Genomic DNA, 21,360 nt, shown 5'->3' with positions numbered 1-21,360 from the left:
ATGGCTATCAGTGAGAAAGAGCTGCTTGAGGCAGGTTTCAGCAAGAGCGAAGTGGACAATTTACAGGGCCGGCTTGCAGCAGGCGGAGGCACCATGCAGCATCTCATCGATGCGCTCTCACGGCGCTTCCGGGGGTCGGTATGGATCACTGTCGCGCTGGTTCTGGTTATGCTGGTCACCCTCATTGCCGGCAGCCGGACACACATTCTTTCCGGGGGCATGAGTTCCCTTGTTGTCCTGATCATTGCCTGGGTGACCTTCCCTCCTGTACTGGGCTGGAAAGCATTCCGCCTGCAGAAGACTATTTCCCGGAAGGCTCAATAGTCAGTAAATCAAGCGCCACTTTGGCTTTAACCCCCCATCCCGCAATTTTAAGCGCCATTGCGGGACGGGGGGTGCCGGATACTTTCCTGAAGAAATCGGGCCTGGTCCAGTACCACAGCCGTTGTGCTTCGGGTTTCAGCCTCAGGCCATACGCGCCGTAGACTTCGCTGAAGAGTGTGACAGCCTTATACGTCCCCAGCCCCTGCTGCCGGCTGAAGCCCAGAAATTCAGCGATCTCCATCGAGCCGTCAGCGAATATTCCCTCCGTCTGCTTATCACCGAGGAGGTTGTGCGCGGCTTCCCGTGAAATCGTGTTTAAGCCATTTACGACAATCACCGCGCCGGCCACCACGCCCACCGGTGTCATTGAGGACATCATGACGATCCCACCAAAGATAGCCGCACCGGCCACCACGACGTCGACCGCTGAAATGATGTAGCCCACAATTTTGTTCTCGTCCCGGACAACCTTCACCTCAGCATAGAGTTTTGCATAGCCGGTTTTGAGCGATCGTGACTGCTCCAGCAGGCTGGTATTTTCAGCCCGTAAGGCCCGCAGACAGGCCATACAGTCATCATCCGTTTTCGCCCGACGCGCGGCCTCAAACTGGGCCATGATGAATGCCCTGATCTCATCCACAAACTGAATCCGGATAAAACCATCCTGGAGATGCATGGCCGCCACCGTGTTGGCCGTATTCACCAGTTTCCTGGCCTCAAGGTTAATCATGGTTTCCGCCCAGGCACGGGGATTTTGGCCCGGTAAAAGCAACGTGTCCATTTTATCGCCTCGCTTATCAGTTTCTGAAAGCATATTCCCGAAACGAGTTTTGACAACAAAAAAAGGGCACGCTGCCCTGCAGAACTCACTGATGCCGCATCGCGGCATGGAGGCGCCAGCTGAAGCCAGACAGAGAGAGAAAGTCGATGGGCGCCGTGACCGGCGTAAGCCGCTGCGGTTTGAAAGGTTCTGCCTGTCCCATCCCTTAACCTGCAAAGCCATACCCGCGAACCGCCACGCCTGGTAGTGACGTGCGCGGTCGGAGTGAGCCCGTCGAGGCCAGAGGCCGCTGACGGGCTGTATCTCCGCGTTAGCGCCGTGAGGCGCTTACGAGCGTGTACAGCGGGCTTGCCGCGACGCTAACTGCAGCTGCTTTGATTTCTAGTTACAACATCCCTCTTAAAGCGAGGGTGTTCCGGCCCTTCAGGCCGGGGCGGCGTCGGTTTAGCAGGGGTCAGGTATATATGCGGTGTCTGGTTCTGGCGAGAACGGGGCCCGGCGCTTGCGACGGGAGGTACTTTTGATTTCCTTCTGAGCGCGCGGCCGTGAGGCCGCTGCATGCGAAGGCATTTTACGTTATCCACAGAGTGGCCGAAGACAAAGATCTACTCTGGAATGTAATGAACAGAGAGATAAAAAAGGTGAAGTAAGACTGTTTTGCGGAATGTCTTTTATTCATTTCCGGGTTACTCCACTTATTCGTTTGCGGATTTCTGTGAAAAAAAAAGAGACAGTGACCATTGCGGGCCATAACGACCGGCAGAACGTCATGGTGACCGGAAGAAGAAAGGAGTGAAGGATGAAAAATGAGCAGAATGGCCGAAAAAAACCAGCACGAAAAGCCCCGGCAAGGGGCCTGTAAACAGGAAGACTGCTGTGTCGTCTGTGACTAATCCGGTGGAGAAAGCGCCAGATCCAGCTGGTAAAGATGCTGGATGGCCAGCGCCTTCAGGCGCTCAGATGTGCTCCAGTACGCTTCGTCAGGCGGCAGGGTGCGGTAAATCCATTCAGACATTGCATGGAGTCGTTCATCTGCCGGCAGCTTAATCAGGTTGTTGGCACGTTTACGCTCCGCGCCTTTTTTGCGCCGGTAAACGAGTGCCTCCTGACGCTTACGGCCAGACCAGCATTTCCGCGCAGAGTGGGCCTGAACATCATCATGTTCGCTCATCACCCCTTCCCGGATCAGCTGCTCACGCTCGGCGCTCTGACGGAGCTTCTTCTCCTGCTCTTTAAACAGCTTGTCCATATCGACGCCCAGCATCTGGAATCCCACAGGAGTGATATAGACATACGTTGGCAGCCAGGTGCGGGATTCACGATCCCAGGCGCGTTCTTCCGCGAGACCCAGAACACCAAACCGTACCTGTTCCTCAATAAGCCGTGAAAGGCGTGACACCGTCACCTCCGTTTCAGAAATGACATTACCTTTTGCATCCTTTGCACTGAGCTCTTTTGCAAGACGGGAGATACACATGCCGACGGTATGCTTGCCGGCATCACAGAAGCTGATGAGCACTGGCCAGAGCGCATCGAGCAGGCGCTGACGTTCCGGACGGAAGCCATATTTACGCCCCGCCTTACGGCGGCCGGCGACATAGAGAGGGTGACGAGAAACATGCATGCGCAGGCTGACCTGTCCGGTTTCTTTATCTTTTTTCACCAGGCGATTGTAGGCATGACCGAGCTGTCCGGAGAGCTTTTTATAATGCTCCGGGCGATACCAGGCCGGGTTCTCACACTTGGCTTTTGTGGAATGCTCACCGCGTTTGCGGCGGGTGAGTTTTTTGACTGGTGCAATGAGGAAATTACCCTGAGTGCCGGCATCGACATCCTGCCAGAAACGGGTTAGCTCATCTTTCGGTAGATCTGACCAGTGAACAGAAATCTGATTGTCATTCACGGCGGCCTGTTCTTATGGCGGCCGGGTGTTGTTTTCTATGGTGCATGCGTTATAATCCTTCACAGGCAACGCGCCTGCTTTTGGACCCCCTGATATCTGACTCTTCCGCCAAGTTGATGACAGATTTCGGGGGGTTTGTGCATTCAGGCTCCGGGAAATCCCGTTACCTGCTCCTGAACGTTTTACTGGACACGTCCTGTCCCTGTTTGTTTCCGGAAGTCCGCATTTCTTCCGTAAAACCATCTTCTGCCACCCGTCAGCCTCACCACAAAGCTGTCAAACCGTCAGTTTGAGTTAGGTCACAAAAGTAATCTGAATCAACAATCTGTCCCACCACAAGACGATCGCTGACGATCCGAATACTACCTTCTCGTCAGTAATTTTTCCAGATGTTAGACCAGATAACCGTCCATAGTTTGCATGCTAATTGTCCTTAAGGGACTATAACCGGCAGCGCTCGCCGCAGTATCAGGCCGGCAGGCCTGATCGAGGAAGCGCAGGAGAACGGAACGGGAAGATGGCATTTACGCGCGGAACATGAAAAACAGTCTCTGGCGGGAGACGTTCTTCGGACTGAGGATCATTTCACTTTGGTGGCTTTCCGGATTGCTGCCTGAAGTCTTTCAGCGGTTACGGCTTCCGGGAACACCGTGATGGTGTCGGGAGTCGCCCCGCTAACGGGCATGACGATGATCCCCGGCGTTCCGGTGAGTCCCAGTTCCTCTGCCAGGTTACTGTTTTTCTCAAGGGACGCGGTATGGTCGCCCGGCACAGAGGCGGCCAGCCCTGCCTTTGACGCTGCCGCGAGTATATCCTCTGCCGTCAGCTTGCCTTCATTATGGCCGGTGGCGTAGATGGCATTGTGATAGGTGACATAGGCCTGAGGCCCTTTCTGTTGCCAGACCGTCAGCCCCTGCTGTGCAGCCTGAAGTGAAGCTTCCCAGCGACCACCAAATATTGGCCACTCCTTAAAGAGGTAGCGGACGTCCGGCTGCGCTTTCATGACCTTCTCCAGCTCCGGCACGAAGCGGCTGCAGAACACGCACTGGTAATCAAAGAATTCAATCACCGCGACCTTTGCATTATCAGGCCCGTAAGCCGGGGTGTCCGGATCATGCAGAAGGTTCGCCTGATTCTCCATCACGTTGAGTGCAAACATCTTCTGCTTACGTGCCTCCTGCTGTTCCTGCAGCTTATTACTGACGGTCACCAGAATCTCCGGGTGAGATACCAGATAGTTGGCAGCGATTTCGCCGATACGAGCCTCCTGCTCCGGGCTGAACACCGGCTGAGGTGCCGAAGCGTGTGCCGTTGAAATATAGCCAATGTATGTTGTAACTATTAATGCGGCTAATTTTTTTGCTTTCATTGTCTGATTCTCATGGTTAAAAGGGGGATTAACGTTCTTTCTGAATAGTTCTGGTGAGGGTCTGTTCTTCACGCTCCGGCATACGGCCGCGTTCACTACTGTCTGGCTGACGGACGATATCGCTCTCACTGTTGGCCAGTTGTCTGCCCATACGTAACGCCGTATGTTGCTCGCGGTCGTCCGCTACATTCTCGCGACCGTCCAGTCTTCCTGCTTCCTTCGCCATGCTACTGTCACTGTCCGCTATCTGTTTCACTATCCAGCTTTCGGGTTTATGTGGCTCTGTGCTCTCATTTTCAGCGATCATTTCAGGCCTGATGCGCACGGTATCCTCAACCGGAAGCGAGTATTTTTCCTGCTCATCTTTAGTAGCATTCTCCTGTATCAATGCCTTACTGATACCTGGTGCATCTTGCTGCCGTCTTTCTTCTTCCTGTGCCAGTGCAGCCTTAAGATCAGCAGTTCCCGCCTGGGATTCAGGCAACACGGATTTTGCGGGGAGTACAATTTCACTTTCTTTGGCGATAACTTGCTGAGCGAGTCCTTCTTTCTCTGCCCTGATAATTCCGCCACTGACTTTTAACAGATGTGTCGAGAGTGGCTCATTGCCCGTCTGCCAGACCACGCCGTCCTTTGGATGATTTCGTACTGCATCGAGTGCGGCCGTCAGGTCGCTGGCCACAATCGTGTTTCCGGACTGACTCCGCTGCAGCACGGCGCCACGGGCACGCTCTGTCATAACCATTCGTGTCTCCCCCTGCGTCATCCGTCCTTCCGGGCTGGCAACCAGGGAAACCAGGGCCAGGCCCGCACTCCTGCCGTTGTTGTCATACACCGGCAGTGCCAGCGCCGGTTCAGGAAAGCGCCGGGTGGCCGGGATGATTTTTGCCGTCAGTGACGCATCCTGCATGCCCTGATGGCGCACCCAGGCGCGACCGATGGCCGTTTTATTCACCGGCTGCCCCATTGCCCAGATGGCTTTCGCCTGTTTGCGCTGCGTTTCCGGTGCCAGCGCATCGTGCGCCGTTTTGATATCACGCTCCGGTGTTTTTATCGCCTTAACCCAGTCCGCTTTCATGTCGGTGTAAATCTGGACGTGCTCCTTGACGCGGGAAGTTGAAATGTAGAAGGCACGACGGGAAGCCAGTGCCTTACGCCCGTCTTTCGTGCCCTCAAGCGCAATGACATAATCGCTACTGGCCCCCTGTGCACCGTAGCCGGTGACGGCCCAGCCGTAGTCGATATGCTGCTGCGCCCGGACCTTCTCCGGATTGATTGTGACGCGACCGTTCTCCCCCTTCAGACGGATATTCCCCGCCTCGCTGACCGACTCCACCGTATAGCGCTGGTTGGCCATCTGCCCCTGTTCGCGATCGGTCGCCGTGAACTTAAGCAGATCGCCGGAACGGACTTCCATCTCGCTGCGGCGAAACAGCTGCACGTCACCGGTGATCAGCTCCTTCGGTGAAACCAGAGCAATTTTCCCTTCCTCATCACGTACCGTCACCGTTCTGCCGTTACGGTCAACGGCCACCACATCCTGGTAGCGGTCACCGCGTTTAACCACCATCCCTGCTTCCCAGGCCTCTGTTTTATTGAACGCATGGCGCGTATGGGTGATTTTATCGAGCACAGGCACCTTAATAGCCTTCTCTCCCAGTTCTCCCCGCTCAGCCAGCGTGGCATGAATGCCGGCATTTATCGCCTTACGGTCGGCGTTCAGCTGCGCAATGATGAGCGTACGGGACCGCGCCTCCGGTGTCCGGTCCTTCCAGTCAGCCACGATGTCGCTAACAGGCGTCTCCGTTTCCTGAATCGCACTTTCCGGAAGCGCGGCTGAAGCGCTACGCGCCACACGGTCAGCCGGCTGGGTTTCAATGCGCTGCAGGGCCGCATCGATACGGTTATCGATGATGTCGTGAACGGCGCCGCGCAGCTGCAGGTCTTTCTGGCGGACGATTTGCTTCATGATGGCCACATCCATCGGGCTGCGCTCCTGCATCAGCTTAAAGGGCGCGCCCACGTCGACCGCTTCAAACTGGTCGATATCCCCCATCGAGACCGCGCGACCACCGCCGCTGGCAATGGCCTGGAACAGCGCCGCCGTATCCTGGTTGCCTGCCATTGATGATTCATCGATAAGAAACACCTGGCCTTTATAGTCAGGTTTCCCGCCTGCGGCCGTCACCTGGTCATGCTCAACGACAAAAGATTTGATGGTCTGCGCCCGTACACCGACGTCGCTCATTTCTTTCACCGCCTGGTGCGTAGGAGCAAGCCCCGTCATCACCGGACGAACGTCCGCCGGCAGGGTCTCCAGTGCAGATATCACCGCCTTCAGCTGCGTGGTTTTCCCCACGCCGGCATAGCCCTGAATCCCGATAAACTGATCGGTGGTACCCAGCACCAGGGTGGTCGCCTTTTTCTGGCCATCGGTGAGTCCGTTCAGCACGGCCTCCGGTACCTGTTCCAGCAACGGCTGCTGCGTACCTTTCCCTTCCTCCACCACGCGCAGAATGGCTTTCTCCATCTCCCAGGTGGACCGGGACACCAGTACCGGCTCTCCCCCTGCGGATACGGACAACAGCTCGCCATTTTTAATCATCGCGCCAATTTCATTCCCGATGGCTTCGAGGTCGGGATGATATTTCTGCGCTTCCGTCGCCAGCTTAAGCTCGCTGATCGCCACGGTGCGCTGGTCGTTAATGGCACGCCACACGGCCAGACCCGCGTCCGTCCGGACGCTGTGATGCAGTGAATCAACCGCCTGACTGACGTCCTGGTGACCGCTCAGGTTTCTGACCAGTTGCACGGGAGAGGCATTGGTCTTCATGCGCTGCAGCCGGGCTTCAGCCCGGTCCTGCACTTCGGCGGTGAACACTTCCGCCCGGTGGCCACTCTGTGCCAGCGAGTTCATGGTCTGGGTCGAAATGTCGCGGCTGTTGAGCGCGGCCAGCACCACGCCGGTGTCGTTATCCCGTCCGCCCGGCGCGCTCACGTAAGCATGTGACAGATAGAGCGGCTGGTCTTTTGGCAGCGTCAGGGTGTCTTCCCCCCGTTTAACCTCAATCCCCTTTTCACTTATCCCGGTCACCTCAAGACGATCTTTGGCCTTCAGGCTGTGCTCGCGGTCGCCCGCCACGGACAGCAGTTTTTCGCCGGTGGCCACGCTGAGGGTTTCACGGCTGAAGAGACGCCAGTCAGCGCTGATATCCCCGATTTTCATCCGGGTCAGCACGCCGTCACCGTCGATGAGCGAGAGGACTCGCGTGTCCTCATGCACCCGGTCAATCACATAGGACTTACGCTCTTTTGCGTCCGTGCGATCTTCAAGCACCATGCCGGGACGGTACGAACCTGGCATGCGGCGCGTTTTGCTGTCGAGCCACACCGGCTGCCGGGCCTCTATCTCCACGCCGTCGCGCCCCAGCTGCCCTGCGTTCTGCAGCGCCTCACGTACCAGGCCCGTCAGCTGTGCCTGTTCACGTTTGCCGACCACGACGGCGGTGACGTTTTCACTGCCTCCGCTCAGTTCTGCATACCGGTTGGCCAGCGCCTCGTAACGGTCGCGTTTGTTCGGAATACTGACCACTTCGGCCTCCAGCCCGGGAGCCGGCTCAGTGCGGCGTGAGCGGGCAACCCCCGCGGACTCCAGCACGGACATGGCGTTACCGTTCGCCTGCCGTCCGGCACTGTCGAGAAAGACCAGCTGTGCGTCCTGCGCGCGCGCTTCGCCCAGCAGAACCAGGGTCTCCTTTAGCCCCAGACGCTCTGCCCCTTCGATAATCAGCGTGCTCTGGGGTTTAAGGTGGAAATCACCGCTCAGAACATGCTGCCGGCTGATAATCCGTTCACGCAAATCGTCGGATTTTGCCAGCGAAATGGCGCGCTCGGCAGAGCTGGCCAGCACCTGCACATCACGACCATTCGCGCCGGCAATACCGGCCAGCTGCGCGGTCAGGTCACGGATGCCCGCCACGCCTGACGGGGCATTCATCAGCACCAGGGCGTCCTTCTCCACAACTTCAAGCGCCGCCGGCGCGTACTGCGCCGGGCGGGTGAAACTGACGACTTTTGTGGATTTGAGATGCTCCTGACTCAGCGCCTGGATCGAGAGTTCATCCAGCAGGTGAATACGGGAGGTGAAGACCCCTTTCTCACTGTCCAGCGGCACAATCATGCCGTCCTTCAGCGCCGCATCGATGGCCACACGAATTTCCTGAATTTCCGGCAGCTGTTCGCTCAGCTCAGCGGTGGTCATCATCAGCTCGCCAAAGGTGAAGCGCGTTTTACTGTCGCTGAGCTGCGAGATGGCCAGCCGGACAGCCTCAGTCAGTTCCGGGCGGGGTATTTCAGTGTCCGGCTGCGCGGCAGGTAAGCGCCTGGTCGCCGGCGTCTTTTCGGGACCAGTCTGTGCCGGCTGACTCAGCGTGTCAGTTTGTTGTGGTACTGGCTGACGGGACAGGCTCTCCCGTTCTGCGGGTTGAGCAGGTGTGTCGACGCTCTTTTCTGCCGTGGACGACGTCTGCAGAGAAGCCTGTTCAGGCCCGGCAGGAACCGGCTTAGCCTGGTGACCTCGCTCCGGCTGAGGCGCAGTCTCACGAAGACCTGCATCACGCGGCACCACGCTCTCCTGATACGCCTTCAGGTCAAATCCCTTCTCCTTCATCTGGCCCAGCCAGCGCTCCATCAGGCGCATCCGTGAAGGGTCAACTTTCGCCCTGCGGGTGTCTTTGGCGGCCACATCCCGGCTGCGCAGCGTGGCTTCAGCCCCCACGGCCCCCTGAATTTCCCGGCCCCGTGATGAATATTCGTCCCTGACTTCTTCCGGAACGCCCTTGATCTCCCACATCCCATGCTTGCCTACTTCTTCCACTTCATGGCCGAGCGCTTCAACCCGCTCGCGCAGCGCACTGCGATAGATTTTCCCGAGGGTGACCTGGTGCTTCATGACGGTTTCGATAAAGCCGGCGTTATGGATATAGTCCGTGGCCAGAGCTTTCCATTTGCCCGCATACTCCGTCATGTTGGCAATCAGGAGATGGGTGTGCAGCTGCGGATCAAGATTGCGCGAGGTATCATGCGTATAGGCGGCCGCCACCATCTTGCCGGTGTGTACGATGGACGTAACGCCGTCTTTCGTGTCGCGGGCCGAGATGAGCTTCTCCACATAGCCAGCCGCCACGCGGACGGCATGGTTATGTGCTTCCACCATTTCTTTATCGTTGCCGATGAGTGCCAGAATGGACACGCTTTTGGGGGCGGAAAAAGTCAGGTCATGGCCGGGTCGGTGGACGTGCTGTCCGTTAACCTCCTTGCCAAGCCGTGAGCCGTCCGGCAGACGTCCCTCGAGCACGGCCGTCAGATCATCGCCACGGACATTGCCCTCAAGGCCCAGCTCTTTTGCACCTTCCCCCATCCAGAGGCTCTGCAGGCTGCCCAGAAAATAGTAGTTATCGGAATTGCTGTAGTAGTCTGCAGCCTCGCCGGCTGACGCTACTGGGGCGACTGACATCATAATTCAGGCTCTCTGTCGTAATAGTGATGGTCGTTTTCGTCGTAACCCGGGTCGTCCGCGTGACGGTGAAGTAAAATGTTCTCTTCTTCCTGCGCCAGCTGCCGGTGGGTGCTGTGGGGTTCATCCGGGGATTGCGGTGTCACTGACTTCCCAGCCGTCGTCAGACTCAGGCCGCCGTCAGGCAGTGCCGTTACCTTCATGTCGAGGTTCATGGACTCACCGCCGTTTTCCTCTGTCTGCGGATCGCTTTCCGAAGAGGCCGGGCGCTGGCGTGCCCTCTGCAGCATGCTTAGAGGTGAGGCGACGGGCGGTTCAGGTATGTGGTGACGGTTTCGCAAGGCTTTGAGGGCATCCGGCATCGGTTGCCCGGAGCCAGCCACAGATTTGCTACCGGATACCTCGGATAAGATCGGTGCTTTGTCCGGCGTTTGAGAGGTGCTTTTAGCCGGCCTGACAATACGCAGAGAAACCACGTTATCTTTTTTGTCTTCGGTGACAGGGTCTGTCACCGGATTGTTGTTCTCAGTGACTTCTTGCTGAACCACTGGTTCTGCCCGGGATGTGACGGGTTCCCTGGCTGGCACCGGCTTCCGCTCAGGTGCAGCGCTGCGCGAAGGTTTATTTTCTTCCGCCGGAGTACGCGCCACTTTTTCGACGGCCGGTGTTGCCGGCGAGCCGGATGCCCCTGCAGACGAAACCGGAGCAGGACCGTCATCTGCAGAGGATGTCTCGCTCCCCTTCTCCAGCACTTCATCGCCGGTCGGGAACGTCAGACCTGCAGCAGCCGCTGCGCGCTCATTCGCCTTAATAACCTTCTCCAGCTCCGGACTGAGCGCATCGCGGATATTGCGCTCGATCAGGCCAGCCTGACGCTTCTTCGGCGCGCGATACTTCAGCTTCAGACGGACGACCGGATACTCACCCGGGAGGCGCACATAAAAGTTGAGGTTTGGCAGACGCATGATCTGCTCGTAGTCGACAATCGGGTTATTGACCTCGTCTTTACCGAGAGACACACCGTCACGCACCTGGTCCAGACCGTAGCTGTTCTGCTCACGGATCTTGCGCTTACGCTGGTTGCCCAGTTCCTTTTCCACCACTTCGGCCATCTCCGCACTCGGTGAACGACCGTACATTCGGGTGTTCAACAGGTCGAAGATGCTTTTGGCCAGCTCGCGGCCATAGACGTGAACCAGCTGCGCCATGTTCTGCATCCCCAGCACGAAACAGCCGCCAAACTTACGCGCCTCGGCAAGCGTCTCAGCCAGCTCGGGGATGCGCTGCAGGCTGGGGGCTTCATCGATAATGAACCATACGCGGCGGTCGCTATTCTCCCCCATGCTCTGCAGCATCAGCGTGGCCAGAGATACCCACAGCGAGATCAGAGGGCGTACACTCTTGCGGTGACGGGCCTGTGTTGAAATAAACAGCCAGCTGCTGTCATAGCGTTCCTGCGTCATCCACTCTCTAATGGTGAACGGCGGCTTCGTTCCGTCATCCAGCCCCTGCAGATAGCGAAGGGCTTTGGCGTAGTTGGTTACCACTGAGCGAATGGAAATGGCCGTTTTCTCGATCTTCTCCTCAACCAGGTTGGCTGATGGCGTGTTGACCAGATAGTCACGCAGATTTTTCATGCTGAGGGACAGCAGGGTTTTGAGGAACTTCTCAATGCTGCGTTCCGGGTCCGTCGACATACGAATTGCAAGGTCGGCATAAATAGTTCGCGAACTGGATACCCAGAACGGATCGGACTCCCCCTCAACCGGAATGAGGCTGGCGGCCAGGTTGTCGTAATCGACCGCGTCAACGCACTCCCCCCACATCTGCCAGTTAGCACAGCGTTCGTCGTGGGCGTTAAGGATGATATCGGTAGACGGGTTATAGTGGGTTTCTGTGAAGGTACATCCGGAGTCGTAGATGATGGCCCGGTCACCACGTTTTCGGATGAAGTCGAGTAACCAGCGTATCAGCGTCGATTTCCCCACCCCGATAGTGCCATGCATCAGGAAATTGAGTACCTCCGCCATCCTGACCATATGCAGATCACCCACGCGCAGGTCAGAGAACTCACCGTTTTTACGCAGGAGCTTGTTCACTTCAGCTGGCTTATCAGTCAGCTGCATCCCGGAAATATATTCGTCTTCACTTTCCTTTCGACCGATTTTGGCGATAAACCATGTCACGGCCATAAACACCACCATACTGAACAACCCGCTGGCACCGGCCGCCCACTGCAGCTCAGTCAGGCACTGGTTGCCCATCTCCTGCATGTACAGGTCGGTATAGATCTGCGGCAGGGTCATTTTCAGCACCATTGCCGTCGCGGTAGGCGCATACCAGTAGTGAACGTCGTAGATTTTTGGCGTTCCCGATGCCGGCATCAGGTCGATAAAGCTGCTGTTGATACTGGCAAACCACCACAGGGAACCGTTATCCAGGGCTTCCTGAGGGATTCGCCAGAGAAAGATGGCGGTAGTCAGTACGGCGAACAGGATGAAGATCCAGAATCCTATCCAGTTGTTCACCTGAATGAACATGCGCCAGCGGTAGGCGGTCATCTGCCCGCCCTGGGTGAGATTTTTTCCTGCGAAACTCATAGAGTGTTGTCCAGCCGTTATCGCATCACCTGCGCGGTGATGTGTGTTATCAGAGAAGAAACGTTGAAAAGGTTGCTGTAAAAGGTGGTATCGCGAGGGTAAAGCGCCGGTTTATTACATCAGGCTCAGCTCATATCTGGCCTGCTGGCACCCGTCCTCCCAGTCCTGTTTATTAATGTATGCAGCCACAGAACGGACTGAAGTGGCCACATCCTTATAAGCCGCTGAGTGCCACTCCCGGGGTTCCAGACCATAAAGAGTGAATTCATAGCCAGCCCAGCAAGCAATGATGGTCATTCCCTGCCCCTCAGGAAGTGAACCAAATACATTAATCTAGGCCTTCGCTACCATCAGCTCGCTTTCAAGATGGATAAGCGACCAGAATTCAGCTGAGTAATCTGCACGTTCATATATCTGATGCATCATGATGGACGAACTCCTTTGAAGTTAAGGACGCAACGCTCGCCGCAGGCAGGGCTGCGCCTGGCGCAGTCATGCGAGGAAGCGTAATTACTGGTAACTGACAGAAAGCACTGACGCACCCTGCCCGAAATGCGCACGGTTAAAAATCAGCTTGGGAAGGAGAACGGCTGCGACGACCGCCGCAACCGCAGGGTATTACATGATGCCAGCGATGGACTTGGCCAGCTGCGCTTCCAGGACAGGTTTCGCCTCTTCAAACTTGAGATTCACCTTGTTGGCGTTGGATACCACGCGGGTCTGGTATTTAGCGCGGTTGCCCTGCTCAGTGCTGGTCTGCAGCTTAATGCCGGACGTTCCCTGCTTAAGGGCGGCAATATTGTCGGTCGTGACGGCCGCTTTGCTGCGCTCGGAGATTTGCAGATCGGTCACCATCGTGTAGTTCACGTCTTCAACCATTGCATCTGCAGCCATACCAATCAGCCCGGTGGCCAGCCCTACACCCAGCGTTGCGCCAGCTGACGACGAGTTATACGCCGTAATACCCGCGCCCAGTGCCGCACCCATTGCCGCACCTTCATACCCGGTCTTAAGGAACCCCTGGGCATCGCGCAGATCCATTTTTTCAGCTTTCAGTACGTTTGCCTGAATCCAGTAGTAGGCCGTGTCCGGAGAGCTGGAGACGCGGTAGCCTTTCGCGGCCAGTTCATTTGTAATTTGTGACTGCAGACCAGACATATCCTTGTCAGAGGTATTACGGATCTGCAAATAAACAGTCTTCTCTGATGATGGCTCCAGCCAGATGGTTTCACTCATCTGGGTTTTGACATCGAGATTACGTTTCTTCACCGCTGTGGACATGGCACCACAACCAGACAGAGCGAGAGTAGACGCGATCAGACCAACAACGGCTAATTGTTTTAATTTCATGAATTCATCCTGTGCATAGAAAAACGTCCCCGTTAGCGAGATATAGCTAACAGAGACGTTATCGGCTGATTTGAATTGAGATTTAGGTTAAGCGTAAGACTTATCGTCGATTACTACTAAATTTTAGAGGGGCATAACAATTATCTCTTCGAACAATGATGGTAGGAAATGAGATAATTTCTGATAGGTTTGCTCTTAAGCATGAGTCTTGAATTCAAAATAGTAGAATGAAAGTGCGAGCTATACCTATAAAGATAGAACCCGAACCACTATCCCTATGTTTAGATCTTTTTAGCCAATTTATTCAACTTGCCAAAAATTGCACTAATTCCATATCTGGAAACCTCAGCACCAACAACACCTTGCGTGATCAAAAATGACACAATAATTGAAAAAGGTGAAATGACTAAAACCGAAGGGAATTTAATTGAAAAAACCGCTATCCCTATGTTACAGACGAGGAAGAACATACCTAGCTTCATTGTGACTTTTTTTAATCGGCCTATGATTAGAGATTTGTCTCTAGCTTCTTTGCTTAGCGATAGGTATGCAAGCGCAGGTCCATAAAGTGACGCACCTATGAACAGACAAAATACAATAGCTAATGCACAGGCTGCAAGGACAAACCCGTACTCGCCTGTTAGGGTCGTCATATTGTCGAAATGATCAATATGTGGCGTAAAGTTATAAATAGCCCAAGAGACAGAAATTGCATAAACAGCAGCGCAACTTAATGGCCATAGCATACTAATCTTCAAAGCTTGTATAGGACTAACCAATGGCCGATTTTCATCTTCTATGCTAGAAGCCAACATACAAATATCTTTATTTACATCTGCCTGTGTAATTGTCATATAAACTCCTATGAACCTGTTTTCCTGCGAATTTCAGCAAGCCTAGATTTTACATCAGCATCGCTGGCCTCCTCAGGAATGAAATCTTGACGTCCTTTTTCACTTTCATATCCTTTTGCGAATTTTGACTGAGCATTCGCATGTTCTCCACTTAATATATCACTGGATACTTGAACAGTGGATTGTTTTTTGCCAATTTCCCCAGCAGATTCGTTGATTTTATGCTCATTTTCAGATCTTTGTTCCGCCACTCGGCGCTGTAACTCATTCTGAGGACCAAAACCCTGCGAGGAATGTTCGTGCAGTCTAGCCTGGTTTTCTTTGAAGGACTCCTGCATAGCATCACCACGAACTTTTTCGCCGCCAACATTAATTCCTGAAGTGCTATGAGTAATTTCACTCCCCTGGCTATGCGTGGTTCCTTGCTCCCTGACGGCTGCTGAATGATGGAACTCCGGCTGAGATTCGGTAATGTTGCCGGTTCTTTCATCTGCAGTGGTGCGTCCACCTGCAACAACCATGCCGGCTGACGAGGTGATATTACCCGAGCTGCTTCTCTGTCCGGCTGCCTGTCCTTGATGGACAGTTGAATGCTCAATACCCGGTGAAACAGAATCGTCTGTTCTGGAAGAATAATCCCCACCCTGCTGGCCTCCATATTCCGCGCCCTGAGTCGTTCCGTGAATCTGGGCACTGCCAACTCCTCCCCAGCTATGAGTACCGCCATCCTGAGAGCTGTAACTGACTCCAGCATCATGACCAGATGCACCAGATTCCTGTTGACTGCCATCCGCTGGCTGAACAATATGCTCACCGCTGAATGCAGCATGCTCATTACCGCTTTTAAGATCCGCTCTCCCCTGCTGATAGTCGCCCATAATTTCTGGTTTAAGACGCTCGTTAACGAATTCCATTGCTGCTTCTCGCGCCGACGGCGCACTTGTCAGCATGGACTGAGCCTTATCACCGTATTTATTCGCCGCCCAGTCCACAAACTCCTGCGTATAGTTCGTATCGAGGCTTGCACTCTGATTCTGCGCAACGGTGGCCATACGGCTGAACTCGTTACTCTGCGTCGAACTGGTGGTGTACTGATGGTACTGGCTTTCAGCATCATTGAGTGTTGCGGCAAGCTGCTGAACATTGCTGCTTGCAGCATTCTCAGAATGATTAGCGCCATCGGTTATACGGCTGCTTTTAACCATATCCATACCCTGGCGGAAGTCATTAACTGCCTGGCTATTTTTGTCGTGGCGCATATCTTGAGCAAGAGAGTTTGTATCTTGTGTTCCATGAGAGCTACCATCAGAGCCTTTATATTCAACTCCCATATGCCCCTCAATCCCTCCGCTAGCACCTACAGTCCATTTGCCAATTTTCCCTATTGCTGAATCGCCAGAATCAGCTTTAGCATAAATTTTGCCGCCAGTATTGAAGCTACCTTCCTGTGATTTTGACATCAGCTGGTTGTAAGCTTCCTGCGTAGAGATGTTATTCGCTTTCGCATAGCTTTCAGCGGCAGACATCATCATGCTGGCACCACGCGTCGCGTTTGTGGCCTGGCTGTTTTCGCTGCCTTTGATCAGGCTGTCGCTGGTACCGGTCTGATGAGACAGCTGTGAGAGCTGCGACCAGCCACTGGTAACGCTGTGGTTGTAGCCATCGAGAGCAGTCTGCGCCTGTACCTGCGACTGGCGAGCTGACTCCTGGAAACCACTGCTGGCCAACTGGCTGAGCTTCATGTTCACCGGCAGATTCGACATTGCACCCGAGCCGTCGATAACCGTATGGCCACCGGCCGTCTGAGTCTGCGTGGAGCCATTATCCGCCTGCCAGGTTTGCTGCCCCTGACGCTGCATCAGGTTGGTATCCATCTTGTTCTGGCTGACATTGTCCATCGACATGTTGTTAAACGACCAGTTTCCATCCGCTGTGGTCGCTGCCACACCTGCTGACGTGAAGGCGCCCGAGCTGAGTACGCTCCCTGCCACCTGAGAGCCCATCGCCGCAGCACCTTTGGTCAGATAGAACGACAGCACCGGAATGGAAAGGGACAGATACCCAGCCAGATTCGCCACGTCCGAATGCTGCAGCGCAACCACATCCTTATTGGCCAGCACCAGGGGCGTGCCCCCGGACTGACTCTGCAGCCAGTAGTTGGCGGCATAGTTAAGAATGGCGAACATAACCGGCCACATCTGGAAGTAGATAAACCCGGAAATGTATATTTTCAGGGTGTTCAGACCAAACATCGTGTGATTGGATGCGGCCAGCGCAATCATCAGCGGGAACAGGCACACAAGGATAAGCATCAGCAGGGACTGTGCGAACGGCAGCGTGCGGGTCGCCAGCTCGTTACCTGCAGCCCAGGCGAGGCGCTGTTTGGTTGCAGCGTTCTCGGTGGCCAGATTAAGCAGGTTAGCCGTATCGGATGAGCGAGCCGCAAACCCTTTAATACCCTGCCTAACTGCACTGTTCGTGATGTTGTTCTTCATGATCTGCGCAGCAGTCATACCACCGGCATAGAAGAACCCATAACTGTCCCCCATTGAGTTGGCCAGAAGCGACGCGCCATTCAGCTTGTTGCCGAAAACCTTTCTGGTCAGCCAGGTGAACGTCGCACTGCCCGGGTTAACGTCAGTATTGGCCAGCTTCTGGATCTCCGTTGCGGCCTGCTGGCAGGTCAGGAACTGGCGCGAGGTGGAGGTCATCTTAAAAATGCCCCGCAGCGGGCTTGGGTTACTGGTTATCAGCGTCAGCGGGTCAGTGGAATTGAGCAGCTGATTGATGGTGTATTTACCGTTAAGTAGAATGTCGCCGATCACGCAGTTTTCCACGTAATCCGGCAGCATCTGCGCCAGCTCCGGGTTTTGCGTGGAAAAGTCACTCGTCTCCGCCACAATCTGCGAGCCAAAAAGCATCCCGGTTTTGCTGTAGGTCACTGAGTCGGGTCTGGCCATCAGCATGTCGTAAACCGACGCCATCTTGTACCCGATACTGGTAGTAAGAGAAGCGATAGCCGCCAGGCCAACCGGTACGTTATCGGTGACCCAGACCGCCCCCGGATCAGAGAGGTCAATGACCTGCACTGAGCGTTTCGGTACCAGCAGGATGGATGTCAGGATCATGAAGACCGCCAGCCACTGGACGAAAACCATCGGGTTACGTTGTTTGATGAAGGTAAGCAGTACGGCCAGCACCCCAAAGGTGCTGGCAATACGCAGTAAGGTGTGGAAAGTATTCTGACCGACAAGGGTGACAACGGCGTCCAGCGCCGTTGTCCACATTCCCCCGCCATAAATGGTGTATATCTCAAGCATCAGCGATCACCCCAGTGATAGTTGCTTTGATAGGAGCCTGAAACAATGGTGGACACCTGCTGCTGCAGGTACTGCATGTTGCGGTCGATACCGTCCAGCGCGTTCTGGTCTGCCGCAGACTGCAGCTTCATGTCGGCCAGCAGTCCCTGCGCATGAATAATGTTGTCGCGTAGTTTTGCGGCAGCTTCTTCAGGGAAGTTCTTGCCAGCCAGAGACAGGCTTGCCTGTTTCACCAGCTCCTGGAGGTACTGAATCATCAGGTCCTGGGCAATGAAGTCGGAGACCTGCAGAAGGTACGTGGCGCTCATCCCCATACTCTGGGCGTTAGTCAGATACTTCAGCACCGGTACAGAGGTGGTGTTCACAAAGCCTTTTTCCTGATCGGTCAGCGCAGTATCGTCGACCAGCTTGTTCTGCATTGAGAGCATCAGGTTTTTAACCAGCGTAACCAGAGCGTTGGACTCGGAAATCGTCAGATTGGTGACAACAGGTCCCAGACACAGTGTGGATTCGTCACATCCGTAGACCTTCGCCGTTCCCCCGCGCATCAGGACTTTAATCAGGTCGCGGTTATCAACCAGTGGCGTCAGAATTGTCACATCGCCATTCTTGTTGAAAATGATGGAGCCGACGGTACTCATGACCAGCTCCTTCAGCGCGCGGTCGTTGCCGAGAAGGCCATTCTTACTGAGGGTGTCCCAGATAAGGTTTTTGTTCTTCAGCACCTGATCCTTCTCAGCATCACCGGCTTTAGCCGTGACTTTGTCGCCCTGTCCTCCGACGGTACAACCCTGACGGGAAGCCGCCCAGTCGGAGAACATGTTGGTTTCGCCGGCAATGTCCTGGCAGATTTTCTGCTGGGAGACCTGCGTCACTGGCCACAACCCGCCGATGATGCCCTGAGCAGCCTGGCATGAACTCATGTTCATGGAGTTAACATCACTGGCCAGTTTCTGCAGGAAATCTTTAGCCTGCTTCAGCTCCGGTACCATCGTCTGCAGGGCCAGATCGAAAGCATAGCCGGCGGCGTTGCTCATGATTTGCTTCACGAATCGCTGGATTTCCTCGCCGCTGATCATACTGAACGACCCGAGATAGGCATCGATACCGCCGCAGCCGGCGTTAAGGGAAGGCAGCTGCATCGAGATCAGCTGGACGTTTTTTACGGGGTTCCGGAGGTATACCGAGCCACCGGAGAAGTACCCTGCCGCCTGCCCCTGCCAGGCCTGCGCCTGAGTCACGTTGCCGCTGTAGCCCAGATTATTGAAGAAACCGTTCAGATCGCCGTTGACGTCCGCCTGAGCAGGCAGAGCAGCCAGGCCTGAGAAGAACACGATCCCTGCCGTAATAAGCGCCTTAATCATTTGGCACCTCCACAGCTTGCGTATTCTTGCCTGCCGGGCTGTCAGCACGGTTAATTTTGCGGCAAAGACATCTGGCCAGACTGAGCCAGCTGCAGACGAGTAAATTCACCGCAATGAGCGCGATAATCGCGGCCATAACGCCCCACAACAGGTACTGCGGATAGTGGATGAGAAGCGAGAGCGTGAACTGTTCGGCGCGGTCAACGGACATCGCACTGAGCGTTGTGATGGCGCGCGTCACGTATACCCTTTCGACTACGGCGGTAAAAATTAAGGCATAAAACAGTTTAAGGGTTAACAAATCCGTCCATTTTCGGGCTTCAGTATCCGCACTACAGTCTTTCACTATCGCGAAAGCCTGGTTCCGGATAAACGTCTTCAGTCTGGTAAGCCTCATGCAATCTCCTCCCGGGGTTTCCTGGCCAGGGTCTGCCGGCAGACGTAAAGCCCGGTGACGGTGAAAAAGAATCCGATGCTCAGCGAGATGAGCAGGAGCACCGGAAAGTCCTGCAGACAGGTTGTCAGTTCAGGGCGGTCCATAACGCTGACCACCCGGTGGGCGAGCACCCCGTAGAATGCTGCGGACACAAGCAGCGTCACGCTGAATAACAGCCACACGCGCTCGGTACGCGATAACGCATACGTGTTTGTCGTCATTTTGTAGTCCGTTTGTATTACTGAGGGGTGACCTGCGCGCTTGCCGGCATTGGCGGCAGCATCTTCGGATCGACGTTATCCATGTCTGCCTGAATCAGGCTGGCCATCCGACTTTCAAGTGCGGGGATGTCCATCACGCCCTGGGTGAGTGGATAGGCTTTCAGGGTGTTGACGTTGACCATAAAGGCCGTCGGTGTCGCAATTGGCAAACCGTTTCCGAAGAAGGTGACAATCTCGTCTGCGATAGGGGAGTTTGGGTCCGTCTTACGTGGGATCATTGGGGTCGGATAAGATACGTCCCCACCCCCGTCAAGGGTGTACGGGTACACCCTGATGGCATGTTCATCTGCCCAGCCCTTCAGCAGCGGGTCAAATTTAGCGCTGTACTGACAATGCGCCTGCATAAAGAGCACCACGGCATAATCTTTCATGTTAGCCCGACGTCCGTCCGGTAGCGCCATCAGGCTGGCTGGCGCGGGAACCGGAATGGTGGAGGCGGTGACGGTAGCAGCGTCAGCAGAGGCCATTTTTGTCGCTTCAAGCGCCTTTAACTCCTCGCGCGCCCCGGCGTTCGCCAGCAAGGGCAGGCACATCAGCAGAGCCGTGAGTCCGGTTTTAATGTTCATGGTCGCCTTCCTTATGCGTTTGCCCTCTTTCGTCACGGAACCAGCGATACACGGCATACACCACCATGCCAGCCGCCCCGGCCCACATACCATTGCAGAGCCATAAGAGCCCCTGCTGCGTATGCTCAACCGACCAGGTCATCAGCTCGCTCAGTACGCGCGCCATCGTGCCCCAGAAAATCAGTCCTGCGAGAATAGCGGGTTTCATTCGTGTGTCTCCTTGTTCTGCCGTGCCAAAATCGAATGCGTGTCTGGTGAAATTTTCTTTCGGGCGGCCAGGCTCGGGCCTCGGAGTACAAACCACACGCCAAAGCCAAGCATCACCGACATTAACCAGAAGTTGAGCAACGTTGCATCTGTCGCACGCGCCCACGAATCGCTGTCCACAGGGCCTCGCTGACACAACACTTCAGGCGGAGCTTTCTCCAGCGCAGGAGCTGGATTTAACTTCTCTCCGGGTTCTGGTGGCGAGAAACGTACTGTCATTACATTTTCATTCACACACCCCATTACCTTGCCAGCCGGTGCACCGTCAGTCAGGTCATGAAAGGTCGTCAGGAATTGCCGGGAAAGTGAGCCGTCTGACGCCGCCAGCATCACAAACACATACAGCGCCAGTGCCGGGCCGAGGACGAAGGAATACAGGGCCGCCCGCCCTGCATCGCGGATGAGGGTAAACAGTGTTTTTGTCATAAAA

16 protein-coding genes are annotated in these 21,360 nt (G+C 55.2%); 1 reads left to right on the top strand and 15 read right to left on the bottom strand.

Features of this window, described 5'->3' with window-relative positions; all coding sequences use genetic code 11:
- Entirely contained in the window at window positions 1-324 is a 324-nt protein-coding gene (locus SPH27_RS21660) for a hypothetical protein (RefSeq protein WP_322435822.1), read from the top strand.
- On the opposite strand, the gene SPH27_RS21655 is transcribed toward SPH27_RS21660, so the two are convergent.
- The 15 genes from SPH27_RS21655 to SPH27_RS21585 all read right to left on the bottom strand — a co-directional run bounded on the left by SPH27_RS21655 (window position 302) and on the right by SPH27_RS21585 (window position 21,356).
- On the bottom strand, window positions 302-1,105 hold the full coding sequence (locus SPH27_RS21655; protein WP_154878200.1) for a DUF4225 domain-containing protein: 804 nt from the start codon (window positions 1,103-1,105) through the stop codon (window positions 302-304). The two genes, SPH27_RS21660 and SPH27_RS21655, sit on opposite strands and share 23 nt — an antisense overlap.
- A gap of 889 nt (window positions 1,106-1,994) precedes the next feature.
- Window positions 1,995-3,008, bottom strand: a complete 1,014-nt coding sequence (gene repA / locus SPH27_RS21650; protein WP_322435821.1) for a plasmid replication initiator RepA — start codon at window positions 3,006-3,008, stop codon at window positions 1,995-1,997.
- Between the two features lie 580 nt (window positions 3,009-3,588).
- Window positions 3,589-4,377: a DsbA family protein gene (locus SPH27_RS21645; protein ID WP_322435820.1), complete on the bottom strand. Its 789-nt coding sequence runs from the start codon at window positions 4,375-4,377 to the stop codon at window positions 3,589-3,591.
- A gap of 28 nt (window positions 4,378-4,405) precedes the next feature.
- Entirely contained in the window at window positions 4,406-9,895 is a 5,490-nt protein-coding gene (gene traI / locus SPH27_RS21640) for a conjugative transfer relaxase/helicase TraI (RefSeq protein WP_322435819.1), read from the bottom strand.
- A complete protein-coding gene (gene traD, locus SPH27_RS21635; RefSeq protein WP_322435818.1) occupies window positions 9,892-12,492 on the bottom strand; it encodes a type IV conjugative transfer system coupling protein TraD in 2,601 nt (866 codons plus the stop codon). The genes traI and traD overlap by 4 nt, the downstream gene beginning before the upstream one ends.
- Window positions 12,493-12,606: 114 nt before the next feature.
- A complete protein-coding gene (locus tag SPH27_RS21630) occupies window positions 12,607-12,789 on the bottom strand; it encodes a hypothetical protein (RefSeq protein WP_322435817.1) in 183 nt (60 codons plus the stop codon).
- Between the two features lie 321 nt (window positions 12,790-13,110).
- On the bottom strand, window positions 13,111-13,842 hold the full coding sequence (gene traT, locus SPH27_RS21625) for a conjugal transfer complement resistance protein TraT (protein WP_322435816.1): 732 nt from the start codon (window positions 13,840-13,842) through the stop codon (window positions 13,111-13,113).
- Window positions 13,843-14,123: 281 nt separating this feature from the next.
- Complete coding sequence (locus tag SPH27_RS21620) at window positions 14,124-14,696, bottom strand: hypothetical protein (protein ID WP_322435815.1); 573 nt, start codon at window positions 14,694-14,696, stop codon at window positions 14,124-14,126.
- An 8-nt stretch (window positions 14,697-14,704) separates the two neighbouring features.
- Window positions 14,705-18,016 (bottom strand): conjugal transfer mating-pair stabilization protein TraG, encoded by a 3,312-nt coding sequence (gene traG / locus SPH27_RS21615; RefSeq protein WP_322435814.1) that lies wholly within the window; start codon window positions 18,014-18,016, stop codon window positions 14,705-14,707.
- Window positions 18,016-19,380 carry a conjugal transfer pilus assembly protein TraH gene (traH, locus tag SPH27_RS21610; RefSeq protein ID WP_148577026.1) on the bottom strand — a complete coding sequence of 455 codons (1,365 nt, stop codon included), beginning with the start codon at window positions 19,378-19,380 and terminating at the stop codon, window positions 18,016-18,018. The genes traG and traH overlap by 1 nt, the downstream gene beginning before the upstream one ends.
- On the bottom strand, window positions 19,373-19,777 hold the full coding sequence (locus SPH27_RS21605; RefSeq protein ID WP_322435813.1) for a hypothetical protein: 405 nt from the start codon (window positions 19,775-19,777) through the stop codon (window positions 19,373-19,375). The genes traH and SPH27_RS21605 overlap by 8 nt, the downstream gene beginning before the upstream one ends.
- Complete coding sequence (locus SPH27_RS21600) at window positions 19,774-20,037, bottom strand: hypothetical protein (RefSeq protein ID WP_032641305.1); 264 nt, start codon at window positions 20,035-20,037, stop codon at window positions 19,774-19,776. Before SPH27_RS21600 ends, SPH27_RS21605 begins: the two co-directional genes overlap by 4 nt.
- A 17-nt stretch (window positions 20,038-20,054) precedes the next feature.
- Window positions 20,055-20,663: a type-F conjugative transfer system pilin assembly thiol-disulfide isomerase TrbB gene (locus tag SPH27_RS21595; RefSeq protein ID WP_234651807.1), complete on the bottom strand. Its 609-nt coding sequence runs from the start codon at window positions 20,661-20,663 to the stop codon at window positions 20,055-20,057.
- Window positions 20,653-20,871 carry a hypothetical protein gene (locus SPH27_RS21590; protein WP_149289624.1) on the bottom strand — a complete coding sequence of 73 codons (219 nt, stop codon included), beginning with the start codon at window positions 20,869-20,871 and terminating at the stop codon, window positions 20,653-20,655. The genes SPH27_RS21595 and SPH27_RS21590 overlap by 11 nt, the downstream gene beginning before the upstream one ends.
- Complete coding sequence (locus SPH27_RS21585; RefSeq protein ID WP_322435810.1) at window positions 20,868-21,356, bottom strand: hypothetical protein; 489 nt, start codon at window positions 21,354-21,356, stop codon at window positions 20,868-20,870. The genes SPH27_RS21590 and SPH27_RS21585 overlap by 4 nt, the downstream gene beginning before the upstream one ends.
- Between the last annotated feature and the right edge of the window lie 4 nt (window positions 21,357-21,360).

It is taken from the genome of Enterobacter sp. A103, from assembly GCF_034427535.1.
GTDB lineage: Bacteria > Pseudomonadota > Gammaproteobacteria > Enterobacterales > Enterobacteriaceae > Enterobacter > Enterobacter asburiae_B.
This window is presented reverse-complemented; position numbering and strand designations above follow the sequence as displayed.